Here is a 15,574-nt window from a genome sequence, read left to right on the forward strand (position 1 = left end):
GCATAAAAATACCCTAATCGTGTGAGACTAGGGTGCAAGAAAGAAGCCACCCTTTCCGGTCTCACAGGACTGAATTAAAAGGTTATTATTATGAAGCAATCTGCTTAGATTGTTTTATTTGTTTCGTTTCCGGTAGTAGTAGATTTAACAGTACACCTACAATTGCTGCTAGTGCCATTCCTTCTACTTGGAATGATTCTCCTACGTGAAGTACCGCTCCACCAATACCGATTACTAATATTACTGATGCAATCATTAAGTTTCGTTTGTCACTTAAATCTGTTTTATCATCTACCATCATGCGTAATCCGCTTGATGCGATTACACCGAATAGTAAGATTGATACACCACCCATAACTGGTGTTGGGATCGAATGAATCAGTGCAGAAATCTTACCGATAAATCCGAACATGATTGCGAATACTGCTGAACCGATGAATAAGTATACACTGTATGCTCTCGTAATTGCTAGCACACCGATGTTTTCACCATACGTTGTATTCGGTGGCCCACCGATTAGTGACGCGATTAATGTTGCTACTCCGTCACCGAAGATTGAACGGTGTAAACCTGGTTTTTCAATTAAATCTCTTTTAATAACATTTCCAAGAACAATTTGATGTCCGATATGTTCTGATATTGTTACTAGTGCAACTGGTACCATCAAGAGTACAATCTTCCATGAAAACTCTGGTGTGTATGTTACAAATGGTACTGTGAAATCTGGTACAACAAACCATTTTGCCTCAGCTACCGGCTTTAAGTCTACTAGCCCTTGGAAGTAAGCGAAGATATATCCGCCGATAATGCCAAGTAACACTGGTATGATACTGAAAAATCCTCTTCCAAATATCGAGCATATAATTGTAATTGCTAATGTTACTAACGCTACTGAAAAGTGTGTAAAGCTATATTTGCCATCCGCACCGTTCATCGCCATGTTAACTGCTGTATGTGCTAAAGCTAGACCGATTACCATTACTACTGGACCAACTACGATTGGTGGTAGTAATTTCATAATCCACTCTGATCCTGATTTCTTAATTCCGAGTGAGATTAAGATGTACACAAGTCCTGCTAGCAAACCACCAAGCATTGCCGCTCCCGGTCCACCTGCCGTTTTCGCTGTTATAATCGGTGCGATAAAGGCGAATGATGATCCTAGATAAGCAGGTACTTGACCTTTCGTTATAAGAAGGAATGCTAACGTTCCTAATCCACTTGATATTAATGCTACTGATGGATTCAATCCTGTTAAAAACGGAACAAGCACTGTTGATCCAAACATCGCGAACAAATGTTGTATACTTAAAAATAACCATTTTCCCGGTTTCGGTACTTCATTAACGTCTAACACTGGCTTTTGTTCCATTGTTACATCCTCCTTCAGTTTAAATCTTTGCAATAAAAAAAAACTCTTTGTGCCTGTGCACAAAGAGTCCTACACTTTCTTATGCCAAATTTGACATATGAAAGCCAAGACCCTTTGGCAGCCTCACAGGACTACATTTAAAAGGGCTTTACTTATCGTATATGCTTACTCGATCTTGTTGATCTGTCTCTTGCAAATCAACTTCGATACGCTCTTCACTTGATGTTGGAATATTCTTCCCTACATAATCAGCGCGAATTGGTAATTCGCGATGACCTCTATCAACAAGAACCGCCAATTGGATTTGAGATGGTCTACCTAAATCCATAAGAGCATCCATTGCTGCTCGAACTGTTCTTCCTGTATATAATACGTCATCCACAAGGATAACTTTTTTCTTCGTAATATCTACAGGGATATCAGAACCTTTTACAAGTGGTTCTTTATTTTTCGATTGTAGTGTTAAATCATCACGATATAACGTAATGTCTAACTCTCCAACTTCCATTTCTTTTCCTTCAATTTGACCAATTCGTTCTGCCAAACGTTGTGCAATAAAAATTCCACGAGTTTTAATTCCGACAAGAACACAATTATCGACACCTTTATTTCGTTCCACGATTTCATGACTAATTCGTGTTAAAGCGCGGCGAATCATTTGGTCATCTAAAACGACAGCTTTCTCTTGCATGCTCTACACCTCCAAGCTTTTTTCTTGCGTGAGAGTAATGGTATAAAAAAAGTCCTCTCAGCGTGTGCGAGAGGACTTTTGAAAAAAGGGTACAACATACCCTAAGTATTTCAAACCGTTACCTTCTCAACCTCACGGGGCTGTGTTAAAGGATCATTATTTAACTGTTGTCAGTATCTCAGTTTTCTTATGATTTGTCAATACTATTTTCGTAAAATATTTAATGCGTCTTCAAACACTTCTGGAATCGGTGCCTCAAACTGAATATATTCACCCGTACGAGGATGATCAAAGCCTAAAATACCCGCATGAAGTGCTTGTCCATTCATATCTAACGTTTTCTTCGGACCATACTTCGGATCTCCTGCAAGTGGATAGCCAATATATTTCATATGAACACGAATTTGGTGCGTACGTCCCGTTTCTAAGCGACATTCTACAAGTGTAAAGTCTTTAAAGCGTTCTAACACTTGGAAGTGCGTAACAGCGTTCTTACCATTTTCATCAACTGTCATACTTTGACGCTCTTTCTTATCACGAGCAATCGGAGCATCAATCGTTCCCTTATCATGCGGAATCACACCGTGTACAATCGCTTTGTAACGTCTCGTTACTGTTTTTGCTACAAGCTGATTCACAAGCGATTCATGTGCCATATCATTTTTAGCAACCATTAATAGTCCAGATGTATCTTTATCAATACGATGCACGATACCTGGACGCATTACACCGTTAATGCCTGATAAGTCTGTACAATGATGCATAAGGCCATTTACAAGTGTACCACTTGTATGCCCTGGTGCTGGATGTACAACCATACCACGTGGCTTATTTACAACAAGCACATCTGCATCTTCATAATAAATTTCTAAATTTAAATCCTCTGGTTGAATATCTAACTCTTCTGGTTCAGGAATTGTTACTGTAATTTCATCTTCTTCTTTTACTTTATAATTCCCTTTTACCGCTTTCCCGTTTACTGTCACAACGTTATCTTTAATCCATTGCTGCACTTGCGTACGTGACCATTCGTTATTTATCCCTGCAACGAATTTATCAATTCGCTCGTTTTTTTGCTCTGCTGCAACTGTTACTTGTACTACTTCACTCATTCAATTACTCCTTCGCTTTCTTGCCTTCTAATAATGTTTGAATAATAATTAATACAACACCAATACATAATGCTGAATCAGCTATATTGAATACTGGATAGTTGTACGAGAAAATATACACGTGAATGAAATCCACTACTTCTTGTCTAAATACACGATCAATAAAGTTACCAATTGCCCCGCCCAAAATTAGGCCTAACGAAATACCTAGAAGCCTGTCTGTTTTCGCATACTTTTTCATATAAAATACAATAAACACTACAAAAACAACTGTAATAATGTAGAAGAACCACATTTTATTTTCTAAAATACCCCAAGCAGCGCCTCTATTTCGATGTGATGTTATGTATAATACATTGTCAATAATCGGAATACTCGTACCCAATTCCATGTTCTTTACAATTAACCACTTCGATATTTGATCGATAGCAATGACGAATAACGCTATTACATAATATATCATTTTCATTTCCCCCACAAAGACAGTGTACCTCAAAATTTTAGCATAGCTGCTACCTTTTCACAATGAACCTTTATAGAAGAATAAAATAAATTAAAAAAAGGTAATATAATATCGTTGTGCGTATTCATACATTTACCTTTTCATAAAAGAATTCATGAATCGTACGGGCAGTCGGCATTGTCTTCATTTGCTTTGTCGAAATTAATCTCCCCGTCTCTTCACAAATACCATACATGTCTATTTCCATTTTAAATAATGCGCGTTCTACATCCTTTAAATCCTCTTTTATATCATGTAATAGCAATTTTTTCTTTATCTCTTCCTTAATTTCATATCCAAGCTCTTGGCTGAACTCGACATCATATTTGTGCATTACTTCTTTAGCTAGTCTCTCTTGCAACTCTTTTCTCATCAATTGCAATTCTTCTTTTATTTCCATGTAAATTTCATTCACGTGTACATTCCTCCTAGCTGTAATGTACAGTTAGTGTGTCCGAAATTTATTTGCTTACCTCACACACATTTTTCCTTCACAGGAAAGAGTCTGAAAGTGATTTTGATATGCCATAAACAAAAAAACTGACTGCATCAATAGCAGTCAGCTTTTTTTATTATTTTACATAGTTTTCTTTAACAACTGTTGCACAACGCTCACATAATGTTTCATGTTCAGCATCTTTACCAATTGTTTCTGAAACTACCCAACAACGTTCACATGTTTCACCAGTTGCTTGAGCAACAACAACCGCTGTATGTTCATACTTCGGTGCATCTGCTGGCGCTTCATCCATCATACCACCAAGTTTATACTCAGAAACGATGAATAATTGCTTTAAGTCTTCGCTAATAGACTCTAACATAGCTTTCATTTCTGCAGTTGGATATAGCGTAATGCTTGCATTTAATGACTTACCGATTACTTTTTCATTACGAGCTACTTCTAGTGCTTTTAACACGTCATCACGTAATGTCATAAATGCATCCCATTTTGTTTTTAACGCTTCCGCGTCATCTAATTGTACAGCTTCTGGCATATCAGTTAATTGTACACTTTCTTCTGTTACGCCTGGAATGTATGGCCATACTTCATCAGCTGTATGCGGTAAGATTGGTGTTACAAGTTTCGTTAACGCAACAAGAACATCATATAATACAGTTTGAATCGCACGACGATCTTCGTGGTTTGCACCTTCAATATATAAAATGTCTTTTGCAAAGTCTAAATAGAATGAACTTAAATCAATTGTACAGAAGTTATGAATTGCATGATACACAGCAGCGAAGTCGTATGTCTCATATGCTTCTTTAACTTTTGTAATTAAGTCATTTAATTTCACTAACATGTAACGATCTACTTCACGAAGTTCAGCTACAGCTACTGCATTTTCACTTGGCTTAAAGTCGTCTAAGTTTCCTAATAAGAAACGGAATGTGTTACGGATTTTACGATACACTTCTGCTACTTGTTTTAAAATATCATCTGAAATACGTACGTCAGATTGATAGTCAACAGAAGATACCCATAAGCGTAAAATGTCTCCGCCTAATTGATCCATAATTTTCTTCGGTACGACAATGTTTCCAATCGACTTACTCATCTTACGTCCTTCACCATCTAGTACGAAACCGTGACTTAGTACGCCTTTATATGGAGCTTTACCTGTTACAGCAACTGCTGTTGATAATGAAGAGTTAAACCAACCACGATACTGGTCAGATCCTTCTAAATATAAATCAGCTGGACGCTGTAAATCTTCGCGCTCTTCTAATACCGCTTGGTGAGAAGAACCTGAATCGAACCATACATCCATGATGTCTGTTTCTTTACGGAATTCGCCATTTGGGCTACCTGGATGTGTAAATCCTTCTGGTAATAGATCTTTCGCTTCACGCTCGAACCATACGTTAGAACCGTGTTCACGGAATAAATCTGCTACATGGTTAATTGTTTCATCCGTAATAATTGGATCACCATTCTCAGCATAGAATACCGGAATTGGCACACCCCATGCACGCTGACGAGAAATACACCAGTCACCACGGTCACGAACCATATTATGAAGACGAGTTTCTCCCCATGCTGGTACCCATTTTGTTTCTGCTACAGCTTCTATTAATTCTTTACGGAATGCTTCAATAGATGCAAACCACTGTGCTGTCGCACGGAAAATAATTGGCTTTTTCGTTCTCCAATCATGTGGGTATGAATGTGTAATGAATGTTAGTTTCAGTAACGCGCCTACTTCTTCTAATTTTTCTGTAATTGGTTTATTAGCTTTATCATAGAATAAGCCTTCAAATCCAGGTGCCTCATTTGTTAATACACCTTTATCATCGACTGGGCAAAGTACTTCTAATCCATACTTTTTACCAACAACGAAGTCATCTTCCCCGTGTCCTGGTGCTGTATGAACACAACCTGTACCTGCATCTGTTGTTACGTGGTCTCCTAGCATAACTAATGAATCACGATCGTAGAATGGATGTTTTGCAACTGTGTACTCAAGTTCGCTACCTTTTACTGTTTTCACAACTTCAGCATTTTCCCACTCTAACGTTTTTGCAACTGTCTCAAACAGCTCAGAAGCAATGATATACTTCTCATCGTTTACTTTTACAATGCTATATTCAAGCTCTGGGTGAACAGAAATACCTAAGTTTGCAGGTAATGTCCAAGGTGTCGTTGTCCAAATGATGTACTTTTCATCACCTTCTAATACGTTCTTTCCATCTTTTACAGGGAATGCTACGTAAATAGATGCTGATTTTTTATCTTGATATTCAATTTCAGCTTCCGCTAAAGCAGATTCACTCGTTGGAGACCAGTAAACTGGTTTTTGACCTTTATAGATATAACCTTTTTTCGCCATGTCACCAAACACTTTGATTTGTTGTGCTTCATAAGCTGGCTCTAAAGTAATATATGGATTATCCCAATCTGCACGTACACCTAGACGCTTAAATTGTTCACGTTGACGTTCTACTTGTTCATATGCATACTCTGCACATAACTTACGGAACTCAGCAACTGTCATTTCTTTACGTTTTACACCTTTATTTGTTAAAGCTTGTTCAATTGGTAAACCGTGCGTATCCCATCCTGGAACATATGGCGCACTAAAACCAGTCATTGATTTATAACGAACAATAAAGTCTTTTAATACTTTATTTAATGCATGTCCCATATGAATGTCACCATTCGCATATGGAGGTCCATCATGCAATACAAATAAAGGACGTCCTTTTGTATGTTCTTGTACTTTTTCGTAAATATTCATTTCAGCCCATTTTTCTTGCATTGCAGGCTCACGTTTTGGTAAATTCCCACGCATTGGGAACTCTGTTTTTGGCATCAGTAATGTATTTTTGTACTCCATGCTCAATTCCTCCTTACATGTATAAAAGAAACACTTAAAAAACGGAATAAAAAAGAGACCTTCTCATCCCAAAAAGGGACGAGAAAGTCTCCCGCGGTACCACCCTAGTAGATCATATACATATGTATAGAATCCTCTTTATATTCTTAACGCGAATACACGCCTACGCTTACTCTATTTGTTCAGCGCGGAACTCCAGGGTGATATTCCCACTATCTCCTTATCCTGAGCTTACACCATCCTCAGTTCGCTATATAAGGTTTGAAAAGGTACTTATCCCTATCTTCGTTTTTCTTAATAAATATGTTGTTTAAAATTATATGTAATAATGAGAAAAACGTCAAGCTTACACTGTTTCTTCTTTTTTCAACAGTTCATCTACTTCGTCTTCTAATTCAATTAGTTTATCCCAATCATCGTTGTTTAACATCTCAAGCTGTGTTTCTAATAACATACGGAAACGAGTTCGGAATACTTTCGCTTGTTTCTTTAGCTCTTCAATATCAAAAGCAACTTTTCTTGATTTTACTAATGCTTCGTTAATAATACGATCAGCATTCTTTTCAGCTTCACGCACAATTAATTTCGCTTCTTTTTGCGCATTACGTTTTACTTCTTCCGCTGCTTCTTGTGCAACGACGATAGATTTGTTTAACGTATCTTCAATATTAGAGAAATGATCTAACTTCCCTTCTAACTGCGCAACTTTTTCTTCTAAAGCTTTTTTCTCACGAATGACCAATTCATAATCTTTGATAATTTGATCAAGAAACTCATTTACTTGATCTTCATCATAGCCACGGAATCCGCGACCAAATTCTTTGTTATGAATATCTAATGGTGTTAACGGCACAACGCCACCTCCAAGTAGTTATCTAAATTTCCTCTTTCAATTATATCTTTTCTTCGACAAAATAGGAGGATTTCCTTCTAAAAAACCAATCATTTTAGTATACCATACAAAATTCTCCATTTGTCGCGTTTTGTTCTACCTTCTACAGAAAATAATTTACTTCGGCCATACCCTCTAACAGAAAAAACATCTCCTGGATAGCATTCATAAGAAGTTTGCTCCACTGTTTTCCAATTGACTTTTACTAAACCATTTTTTATGAAAGGTTGTACTTTCTGTCTAGATAAATGTAACATTTCAGCTAACATAACATCTAAACGAAGTGAAGAAACCGTTCCAGATTTCTCTCCCCACGTTTCATCTATCTGTAGAATTTGTTCTCCTTGCACTGACGCTAAAGAGACTTTTACTTTCCCTATTGATTGTAAGTTCATCTCAATATACGATACAATTTCTTTCGCAACTACAATTTGGGCACGATTTTCTTGCAGCAAAATATCACCACATTTTTCTCTTGTTAAACCAAGAGACATAAATGTACCTAATATTTGCCTATGTTCTAGCGTATAAAACTTGGAAGGATAGTCAATTTCTAATACTTCTACTTGAAATTCTTCTTCATTTAATTCTAGATAGTCTGGATAAATAAGTGCTCTTTTACGCTCTGCATTAGGCGTTGCACCACCAAATTGTACAGCAACATCACCTTGTCCTATTACCATAGAAACAATTTGTTGTTGCCTAGGATCAAGAAAATCCGTTAACTTCACTTGATGGTACTCCGCCGCTCGCTTCCACTCTAGCACTTTATCCACAAAGACCTCCTCATCAGGCCTAAAATGTTCGTAGATGCTCATGTATTCACCTTCTTACTATAAGAAATAGCTTAATAAACTGAACAAACCAGTTTTAGCAAGTTTCAACGCAAAGATCGCAACGATTGGAGAAATATCAATCATTCCAAGCGGCGGAATAAAGCGGCGGAATGGTTCTAAATACGGTTCACAAATACGTGCCAGGAACTCTCCAAAAGATGATTCCTTTGCACCAGGAAACCATGATAGGAGAATGTAAATAATAAGTGCCCACGAGTAAATCTCGATAGCATAACTTAACACTATAAAAACTGTTGTCATGGCGTATTACCACCTCTTTATATTTGTTTCTTCTTCTTCACCGAATAACTCTGAAATCGCACCAACAATATCTACATTTTCAGGTGTACACATAAATGTTTTCGGCCCTATTTTTTGAATGTCCCCGCCTATAGCGTATACAGTACCACTTAAAAAGTCAACGATACGTACCGCTTGATCAGTAGACATTCTCTGCAAATTAATTACAACAGCTCGTCTACCTTTTAAGTGGTCCGCAATCCCTTGTGCTTCCGAATATGTGCGTGGTTCTAATAAAACAACTTTTGAAGATTGTTTTGCTGTTTCAATACTCACAACATTTTGCTTCGGTTGCGCTTTCGGAAACGTAACGTCTTGTTGTTCTGGTGGATCTTGCTGCTTTTTCATGTCTGTTTGCTCCTTTTCATAACCATATTGAGCTGCTTCTTTTTCTTCCGGTGTATCAAAAAAGAAGTATTTTACTTTTGACCAACTCATAATAAGATTCTCCTTCCTTTTACGCTTTTCCTACTAAAATCGTTCCCAAACGAATATATGTAGCCCCTTCTTCAATTGCAATTGTGTAATCGTTGGACATTCCCATTGATAATTCTTTACATGGCGCATGTAATAACTCTAGCTCCTGCACCTCTGTTTGCAGCATACGTAATTCCTTAAAACAGCGTCTGATTTCTTCCTCTTCTTCTGTAAATGGAGCCATCGTCATTAGTCCAACCACTTCAATTTTATCGAATTCTTGCAAACTTTGAATAAAAGAAACAACCTCTTCTATTGCCAATCCTTGCTTCGATTCTTCAGATGAGGTTTTCACTTGAATAAAGCATTTCACTTTCTTATCAGCACGTTTCTGAATTTCTTTCGCCAGCGAAAGACGATCTAACGAATGTAAATAATCAATTTCATTAATGATTTCTTTTACTTTTCTCGTTTGTAATGAGCCAATAAAGTGCCAATTAACTTTTGAACCGAAATGCTCGTATTTCTGTAAGAAACCTTCATTTCTATTTTCACCTAAATCGATAATTCCAGCTTCAATTACTTCGTTTGTTTTTTCAATCCCTACAGTTTTTGTAACTGCAACAAGTTTAATATCTTGCAACGAACGTCCAGCTCGAGCGCAAGATTCTTTAATAGCTTCATTTACAATTACTAAATTTTCTTGTACTGTCACTTGCTTCCTTCCTCCTTAAAACCTATGAAACTCAACATTCTTCCTGTCTTACCTTGATCACGACGATGAGAGAAAAATAGTTGCTCTTCACAGCTTGTACAAAGAGATGACATTACAATATGCTCTTCTTTTATGCCTGCTTGTACACATAATATACGATTAATTTCTTTTAAATTAATTGCGTACTGCCCGTCAGAAATTTTTTGATGAGGAACAGCACCGCTAACTACTTCCTGTGCTGCTGTTAATACACGATCATCCACAACATAACAACAAGATCCGATCGACGGCCCAATTGCAACATGAATTTCATCACTTGAAATACCTTGTGCATTCCACTTTTGAATCATTTCCTTTGCAATCTCTTGTACAGTGCCTTTCCATCCAGCATGCGCAAGTCCTATCATACCATGTGATGGTGCATAAAAATAGAGCGGAACACAATCCGCGTAACAAGACGTTAACAGAACATCTTCATTACTCGTATAAATGCCATCTGTTTTTGAAATGCCGTCCTCATATGAATAGACACCACTTCCCTTTTCCTGTTGCCCTACTTTTTCAACATGATGAGCATGAACTTGTTCAGAGCAAATCCAGTTTTCTAATGGTTTTTGTAACTTATTTGCTAAAATGCGTCTGTTTTCATGAACGTTCTCCACGATATCATTCACATGTAATCCTAAATTCATCGCATGAAAGGAGCCCGTACTTATCCCACCATCTTTTGTCGTAAATCCAGCAGTAATGTTTCCAAGTTCTTTCCACGCTTGTAAATACAGTATACCGTCCACATATTTAAATGGTTCTCTCATAATAAAGCGGCTCCTTTTAATTAAAATAACAGAAAAAAGCATGGTACTTCCTGTCTATTTTACCATACTTTTATTTTTTCATAATCCTAACAGAAAAAAAAGAGGAATTTGTAATATTCTTTATGAAATTGTCGGTGTTTGTATTGATTCTGTTACAGAATTAACAGGATTTACTCTTACAAGTATGACATCTTCCCCAATTTTCACAATTTCCTTCCAAGGAATTACAATCTCAACATCTTTTCCAAAAATACCTAGCATACGTGTCTGTTTGGAAATAATAACAGAACAAATTTTCCCTGTGTTCATATCAATTTCAATATCTCCAATATTCCCAATCCTTTTTCCATCTGAAATATTTATAACATCCTTCATCTGTAACTCTGAAATTCGTATCACCATTTTTATCCTCTCCCTTATATGACAAATTGGAAACTGTTTCTCATATTTACAGGAAGCCACCTATACGAAACACCATGCTAGTTTCATTATATGAACACTAATCCCCTACTATGAGCACAAACCATATTACATATAAAAAGGTCTCACCATAATTGGTGAGACCTTATCCTTGAATCGTTTTATTCATTTGTTTAATGGCTGACTTCTCTAAACGTGATACTTGCGCTTGGGAAATCCCAATTTCTTCTGCAACTTCCATCTGTGTCTTTCCTTGGAAGAAACGTTTTCTAATAATCATTTTCTCTCTATCATTTAAACGCTTCATTCCTTCTTTCAATGCTAATTCTTCAACCCACTGCTCGTCCTTTTGTTTTTCATCACTTAACTGATCCATAACAAAGATAGGATCTCCCCCATCATTATAAATCGGTTCAAATAATGAAACTGGATCTTGAATCGCATCTAAAGCAAATACTATCTCTTCATGAGTTACTTCTAGCACTTTTGCAATATCCATTGCTGTTGGTTCTTTTGAATTTTCTGCAATCAATTTTTCTCTTACTTGCAAAGCTTTATACGCAATATCTCGCAATGAGCGCGATACGCGAATCGGATTATTATCACGCAAATATCTGCGTATTTCCCCAATAATCATCGGCACAGCATACGTTGAAAATTTTACATTTTGGCCTAAATCAAAATTATCAATTGATTTCATAAGTCCGATGCAACCAACTTGAAATAAATCGTCAACATATTCTCCTCTGTTATTAAATCTTTGGATGACGCTCAGTACAAGACGTAAGTTTCCATTCACTAATTTTTCTCTTGCGCTTATCTCTCCACTTTGCATTTCACGAAATAATTTACGCATCTCTTCATTTTTTAATACTGGAAGTTTAGCTGTATCAACACCGCAAATTTCTACTTTGTTTCTCGTCAAAGTGTTCCCTCCTATCGGGAGTTGCTGTACAGTGTAAAGTATTTCCTTTGAAGGGGATTTTATGCATGTGGTTTTTTCACGATTTATTATTTAAATTATCTTTCCTAATACAACTAAATAGAATAAGACCAGCCTACATAACGGCTGGTCTTATTCTTTACACCATTTTATTAAATTCTTTTCGTAATCTTTTTATAATTCTTTTTTCTAAACGCGAAATGTATGACTGTGAAATCCCAAGCATATCAGCCACATCTTTTTGCGTCTTTTCCTCTCCTCCAGCAAGCCCAAACCGAAGTTCCATAATTTGTTTTTCACGATCATTTAATTGGTGTAATGCTTTCATTAAAAGGTGACGATCTACAGTAGCTTCTAAATCTTTTGTAATAATATCATCATCTGTACCTAACACGTCAGACAATAACAGTTCATTCCCATCCCAATCAATGTTTAGTGGTTCATCAAAAGAAACTTCCGAACGATTTTTGTTATTTCGACGTAAATGCATTAAAATTTCATTTTCTATACAACGCGATGCATATGTTGCTAATTTTATTTTCTTTTCTGGATTAAATGTATTTACCGCTTTAATAAGGCCGATTGTTCCTATACTAATCAAATCTTCAATATTTATCCCTGTATTTTCAAACTTTCTTGCTATATATACAACGAGCCTTAAGTTACGTTCAATAAGTAATGACCTTGCTGCCTGATCTCCTTTTGGCAATTTATTCAAAAGAACTTCCTCTTCTTCTTTTGTTAACGGTGGTGGCAACGCTTCACTTCCACCAATATAATAAATTTCATCGGTCTTAATTCCTAATTTCAGCAATACTTTATACCAAAGGTATACTAAATAAAATTTTAATTTCATCATATTATCCCGCCTCTCATTTATTAAGCGATCACCATTTTTTGCGAAATCAACATTTTTGGATGCACAATACATTGATACTCCCCATTAGTAGACAGCTGTTGTGTATTTAATCCAATTAATACTTTGTTTACAACAATAGAACTACCTTCATGGTCAACTTGCACACTGTCAGGCTTAATTGCCCACAAAAATTGACTCTCTACTCCTACTGCACGGAAAGGAATTAAGCGTAATTTGGTCGCCCAACCAGAATCATTTTCTGGTATTTGAGGAATTTCTGTTTTGGAATAAATTTGTTCTGTTAACCAAGATGGTAAGCAATGTTCTAATGATGAAACATGCATAATCATAACAGGTGTTTTTGTTAATGGGTCATAAAGTTGGTTCCCACTGTCAATAAGACCTGCGAGTTCTAGTTCTTCTTCGGCTAATTGAATTTTTACTTTCACAATTTGATCATAGTGTATTTTCGTGACCTCTACGCTTTCAATACGCTTTTTAGAAAAATAATAAATTACTGGAAAACCAAAAATAACAAATAACCAACTAATTGGATCACCGTAAGAAATTGACTGAGATTGAACCAATCCATTTACCATTTCATTCGTTTGCAAAAAGAAATGAGTTCCAATTAATCCTCCGCCAACCATAAAGGTTACAAAGTAAAAAGTAAAAACAGTTTGTGCATAATTTCTAAATGTCGTAAACCCAAATGCTGTATACACAATAAGTAACGAGTACAGTAGTTTCATAATTGGATGTGTCATCATAGAAGCAAAAGGAGTAAAGGCAAAAATAACAATGGTTGAACCTATAAATGCCCCTAACACAAGCCTCCATCTTTTGATTTTCTTTTTTAACACGGTAGCTGTTAATAAAAGCAAAAGAAAATCAATGCAGGCGTTTAACAACCAAACAACGTCGGCGTAAACAACCAAACAATTCACCTCTTTTTTCAAGTTGAGACTAGTATAATGCATATCCAATAGGAAAGTGTGTCAATTTGCGGAGGTGTTTTTTTGTTATTTTGTGATTTCTAGACATAATCTGTCGGTAAAAAATAAAAGTACAAATTCATAGAATGATATACTCTTATTTTCACAAACAAAATATATTGAAATATACGAAATAAAAAAAGACCTGCTTAGCAGGTCTTTTCCATAAAAAATAAAAAGGAGCATGAAAGCTCCTTTTTTTATCGTCTACGACGGTTACGTAAAAATGCTGGAATATCGATATCATCTGAATCTGAATGACGCTCATGTACAACTGGCTCTTCACGCTTCATTTCACGTTTTACTTCACGCTGTTTTGAAGGTTGAGCTACTGGTTGTTGCTGTTGTTGCGTGTGGTTCGCATTCGGACGAATAATTGGTTTTGGTGGTTGAGTTGCAATGCTATCATCAAAACCAGTTGCAATTACAGTTACAACGATATCATCTTTTAATCCTTCGTTAATAACAGAACCGAAGATCATATTTACTTCTGGATCTGAAGCTGAAGCTACGATGTCTGCCGCTTCTTGTACTTCATATAAGCTTAAGTTAGCACCACCCGTAATGTTCATGATAACACCTTGAGCTCCATCAATAGATGTTTCTAGTAATGGGCTAGAAATTGCTTTTTTCGCAGCTTCTGCAGCACGATTTTCCCCATTACCAGAACCAATACCCATTAAAGCAGAACCTCTATTAGACATAATTGTCTTTACGTCTGCAAAGTCTAAGTTAATTAAACCTGGCGTTGCAATTAAATCCGAAATACCTTGAACACCTTGACGTAATACGTTATCAGCTTCACGGAATGCTTCTAACATTGGCGTATTTTTATCAACAATCTCTAATAAGCGATCGTTTGGAATTACAATAAGAGTATCTACATTTTCTTTAAATGCTGCAATACCAGATGCTGCTTGCGTCGCACGCTTACGTCCTTCAAAAGTAAATGGACGTGTTACAACACCTACTGTTAAAGCACCTAATTCTTTTGCAACTTGAGCAACAACTGGAGCTGCACCAGTTCCAGTTCCACCGCCCATACCGGCAGTTACGAAGACCATATCCGCACCACGAAGTGCTTCTTGGATCTGTTCTTTACTTTCTTCTGCAGCTTTTTTCCCTACTTCAGGGTTTGCGCCTGCACCAAGTCCACGCGTTAATTTTCCACCAATTTGCATTTTTGTTTCAGCTTTTGATAGATTTAATGCTTGTGCATCAGTGTTCACAGCGATAAAGTCTACACCTTGTACACCGTGTTCAATCATACGGTTTACAGCATTGTTTCCGCCACCGCCGACACCGATAACTTTTATATTCGCTAATTGATCTTGAGTAGTATCAAACTCTAACATGTCGAAATCCCC

The 15,574-nt window shown here is 36.6% G+C and carries 17 protein-coding genes and 1 other annotated feature; all 17 genes read right to left on the bottom strand.

Annotated features, from left to right (window positions below):
• Positions 1-88 precede the first annotated feature (88 nt).
• The 17 genes from uraA to ftsZ all read right to left on the bottom strand — a co-directional run bounded on the left by uraA (position 89) and on the right by ftsZ (position 15,562).
• Complete coding sequence (gene uraA, locus BC_RS19400; RefSeq protein ID WP_000435928.1) at positions 89-1,372, bottom strand: uracil permease; 1,284 nt, start codon at positions 1,370-1,372, stop codon at positions 89-91.
• 148 nt (positions 1,373-1,520) lie between these two features.
• Positions 1,521-2,063 (bottom strand): bifunctional pyrimidine operon transcriptional regulator/uracil phosphoribosyltransferase, encoded by a 543-nt coding sequence (gene pyrR, locus BC_RS19405; protein WP_001156491.1) that lies wholly within the window; start codon positions 2,061-2,063, stop codon positions 1,521-1,523.
• 203 nt (positions 2,064-2,266) lie between these two features.
• Entirely contained in the window at positions 2,267-3,175 is a 909-nt protein-coding gene (locus BC_RS19410) for an RluA family pseudouridine synthase (RefSeq protein ID WP_000005831.1), read from the bottom strand.
• 4 nt (positions 3,176-3,179) lie between these two features.
• On the bottom strand, positions 3,180-3,638 hold the full coding sequence (gene lspA, locus BC_RS19415; RefSeq protein WP_000642185.1) for a lipoprotein signal peptidase LspA: 459 nt from the start codon (positions 3,636-3,638) through the stop codon (positions 3,180-3,182).
• Between the two features lie 124 nt (positions 3,639-3,762).
• On the bottom strand, positions 3,763-4,092 hold the full coding sequence (locus tag BC_RS19420) for a molecular chaperone DnaK (protein ID WP_001002956.1): 330 nt from the start codon (positions 4,090-4,092) through the stop codon (positions 3,763-3,765).
• Positions 4,093-4,249: 157 nt separating this feature from the next.
• Positions 4,250-7,015, bottom strand: a complete 2,766-nt coding sequence (ileS2, locus tag BC_RS19425; protein ID WP_000455951.1) for an isoleucine--tRNA ligase — start codon at positions 7,013-7,015, stop codon at positions 4,250-4,252.
• Positions 7,016-7,086: 71 nt separating this feature from the next.
• Positions 7,087-7,310: a binding site (T-box leader), on the bottom strand.
• A 51-nt stretch (positions 7,311-7,361) separates the two neighbouring features.
• A complete protein-coding gene (gene divIVA / locus BC_RS19430; protein WP_001131611.1) occupies positions 7,362-7,868 on the bottom strand; it encodes a septum site-determining protein DivIVA in 507 nt (168 codons plus the stop codon).
• An 89-nt stretch (positions 7,869-7,957) separates the two neighbouring features.
• On the bottom strand, positions 7,958-8,725 hold the full coding sequence (locus BC_RS19435; protein WP_002164454.1) for an RNA-binding protein: 768 nt from the start codon (positions 8,723-8,725) through the stop codon (positions 7,958-7,960).
• A 15-nt stretch (positions 8,726-8,740) separates the two neighbouring features.
• Entirely contained in the window at positions 8,741-9,004 is a 264-nt protein-coding gene (locus BC_RS19440; protein ID WP_000214233.1) for a YggT family protein, read from the bottom strand.
• 6 nt (positions 9,005-9,010) lie between these two features.
• Positions 9,011-9,481, bottom strand: coding sequence for a cell division protein SepF (locus tag BC_RS19445; protein ID WP_000119129.1), 471 nt, complete (start codon positions 9,479-9,481; stop codon positions 9,011-9,013).
• A gap of 19 nt (positions 9,482-9,500) precedes the next feature.
• Positions 9,501-10,175 carry a YggS family pyridoxal phosphate-dependent enzyme gene (locus BC_RS19450; RefSeq protein WP_000218005.1) on the bottom strand — a complete coding sequence of 225 codons (675 nt, stop codon included), beginning with the start codon at positions 10,173-10,175 and terminating at the stop codon, positions 9,501-9,503.
• Entirely contained in the window at positions 10,172-10,990 is an 819-nt protein-coding gene (pgeF, locus tag BC_RS19455) for a peptidoglycan editing factor PgeF (protein WP_001209009.1), read from the bottom strand. The genes BC_RS19450 and pgeF overlap by 4 nt, the downstream gene beginning before the upstream one ends.
• A 120-nt stretch (positions 10,991-11,110) precedes the next feature.
• Positions 11,111-11,392: a YlmC/YmxH family sporulation protein gene (locus BC_RS19460; protein ID WP_000236745.1), complete on the bottom strand. Its 282-nt coding sequence runs from the start codon at positions 11,390-11,392 to the stop codon at positions 11,111-11,113.
• Between the two features lie 163 nt (positions 11,393-11,555).
• Positions 11,556-12,335, bottom strand: coding sequence for an RNA polymerase sporulation sigma factor SigG (sigG, locus tag BC_RS19465; protein WP_000197755.1), 780 nt, complete (start codon positions 12,333-12,335; stop codon positions 11,556-11,558).
• A 157-nt stretch (positions 12,336-12,492) separates the two neighbouring features.
• On the bottom strand, positions 12,493-13,212 hold the full coding sequence (sigE, locus tag BC_RS19470) for an RNA polymerase sporulation sigma factor SigE (protein WP_000976948.1): 720 nt from the start codon (positions 13,210-13,212) through the stop codon (positions 12,493-12,495).
• Positions 13,213-13,232: 20 nt separating this feature from the next.
• Positions 13,233-14,150: a sigma-E processing peptidase SpoIIGA gene (gene spoIIGA / locus BC_RS19475; RefSeq protein WP_000261975.1), complete on the bottom strand. Its 918-nt coding sequence runs from the start codon at positions 14,148-14,150 to the stop codon at positions 13,233-13,235.
• Between the two features lie 257 nt (positions 14,151-14,407).
• Positions 14,408-15,562 carry a cell division protein FtsZ gene (ftsZ, locus tag BC_RS19480; protein ID WP_000888984.1) on the bottom strand — a complete coding sequence of 385 codons (1,155 nt, stop codon included), beginning with the start codon at positions 15,560-15,562 and terminating at the stop codon, positions 14,408-14,410.
• Between the last annotated feature and the right edge of the window lie 12 nt (positions 15,563-15,574).

The organism is Bacillus cereus ATCC 14579, from assembly GCF_000007825.1.
Classification (GTDB): Bacteria; Bacillota; Bacilli; order Bacillales; family Bacillaceae_G; genus Bacillus_A; species Bacillus_A cereus.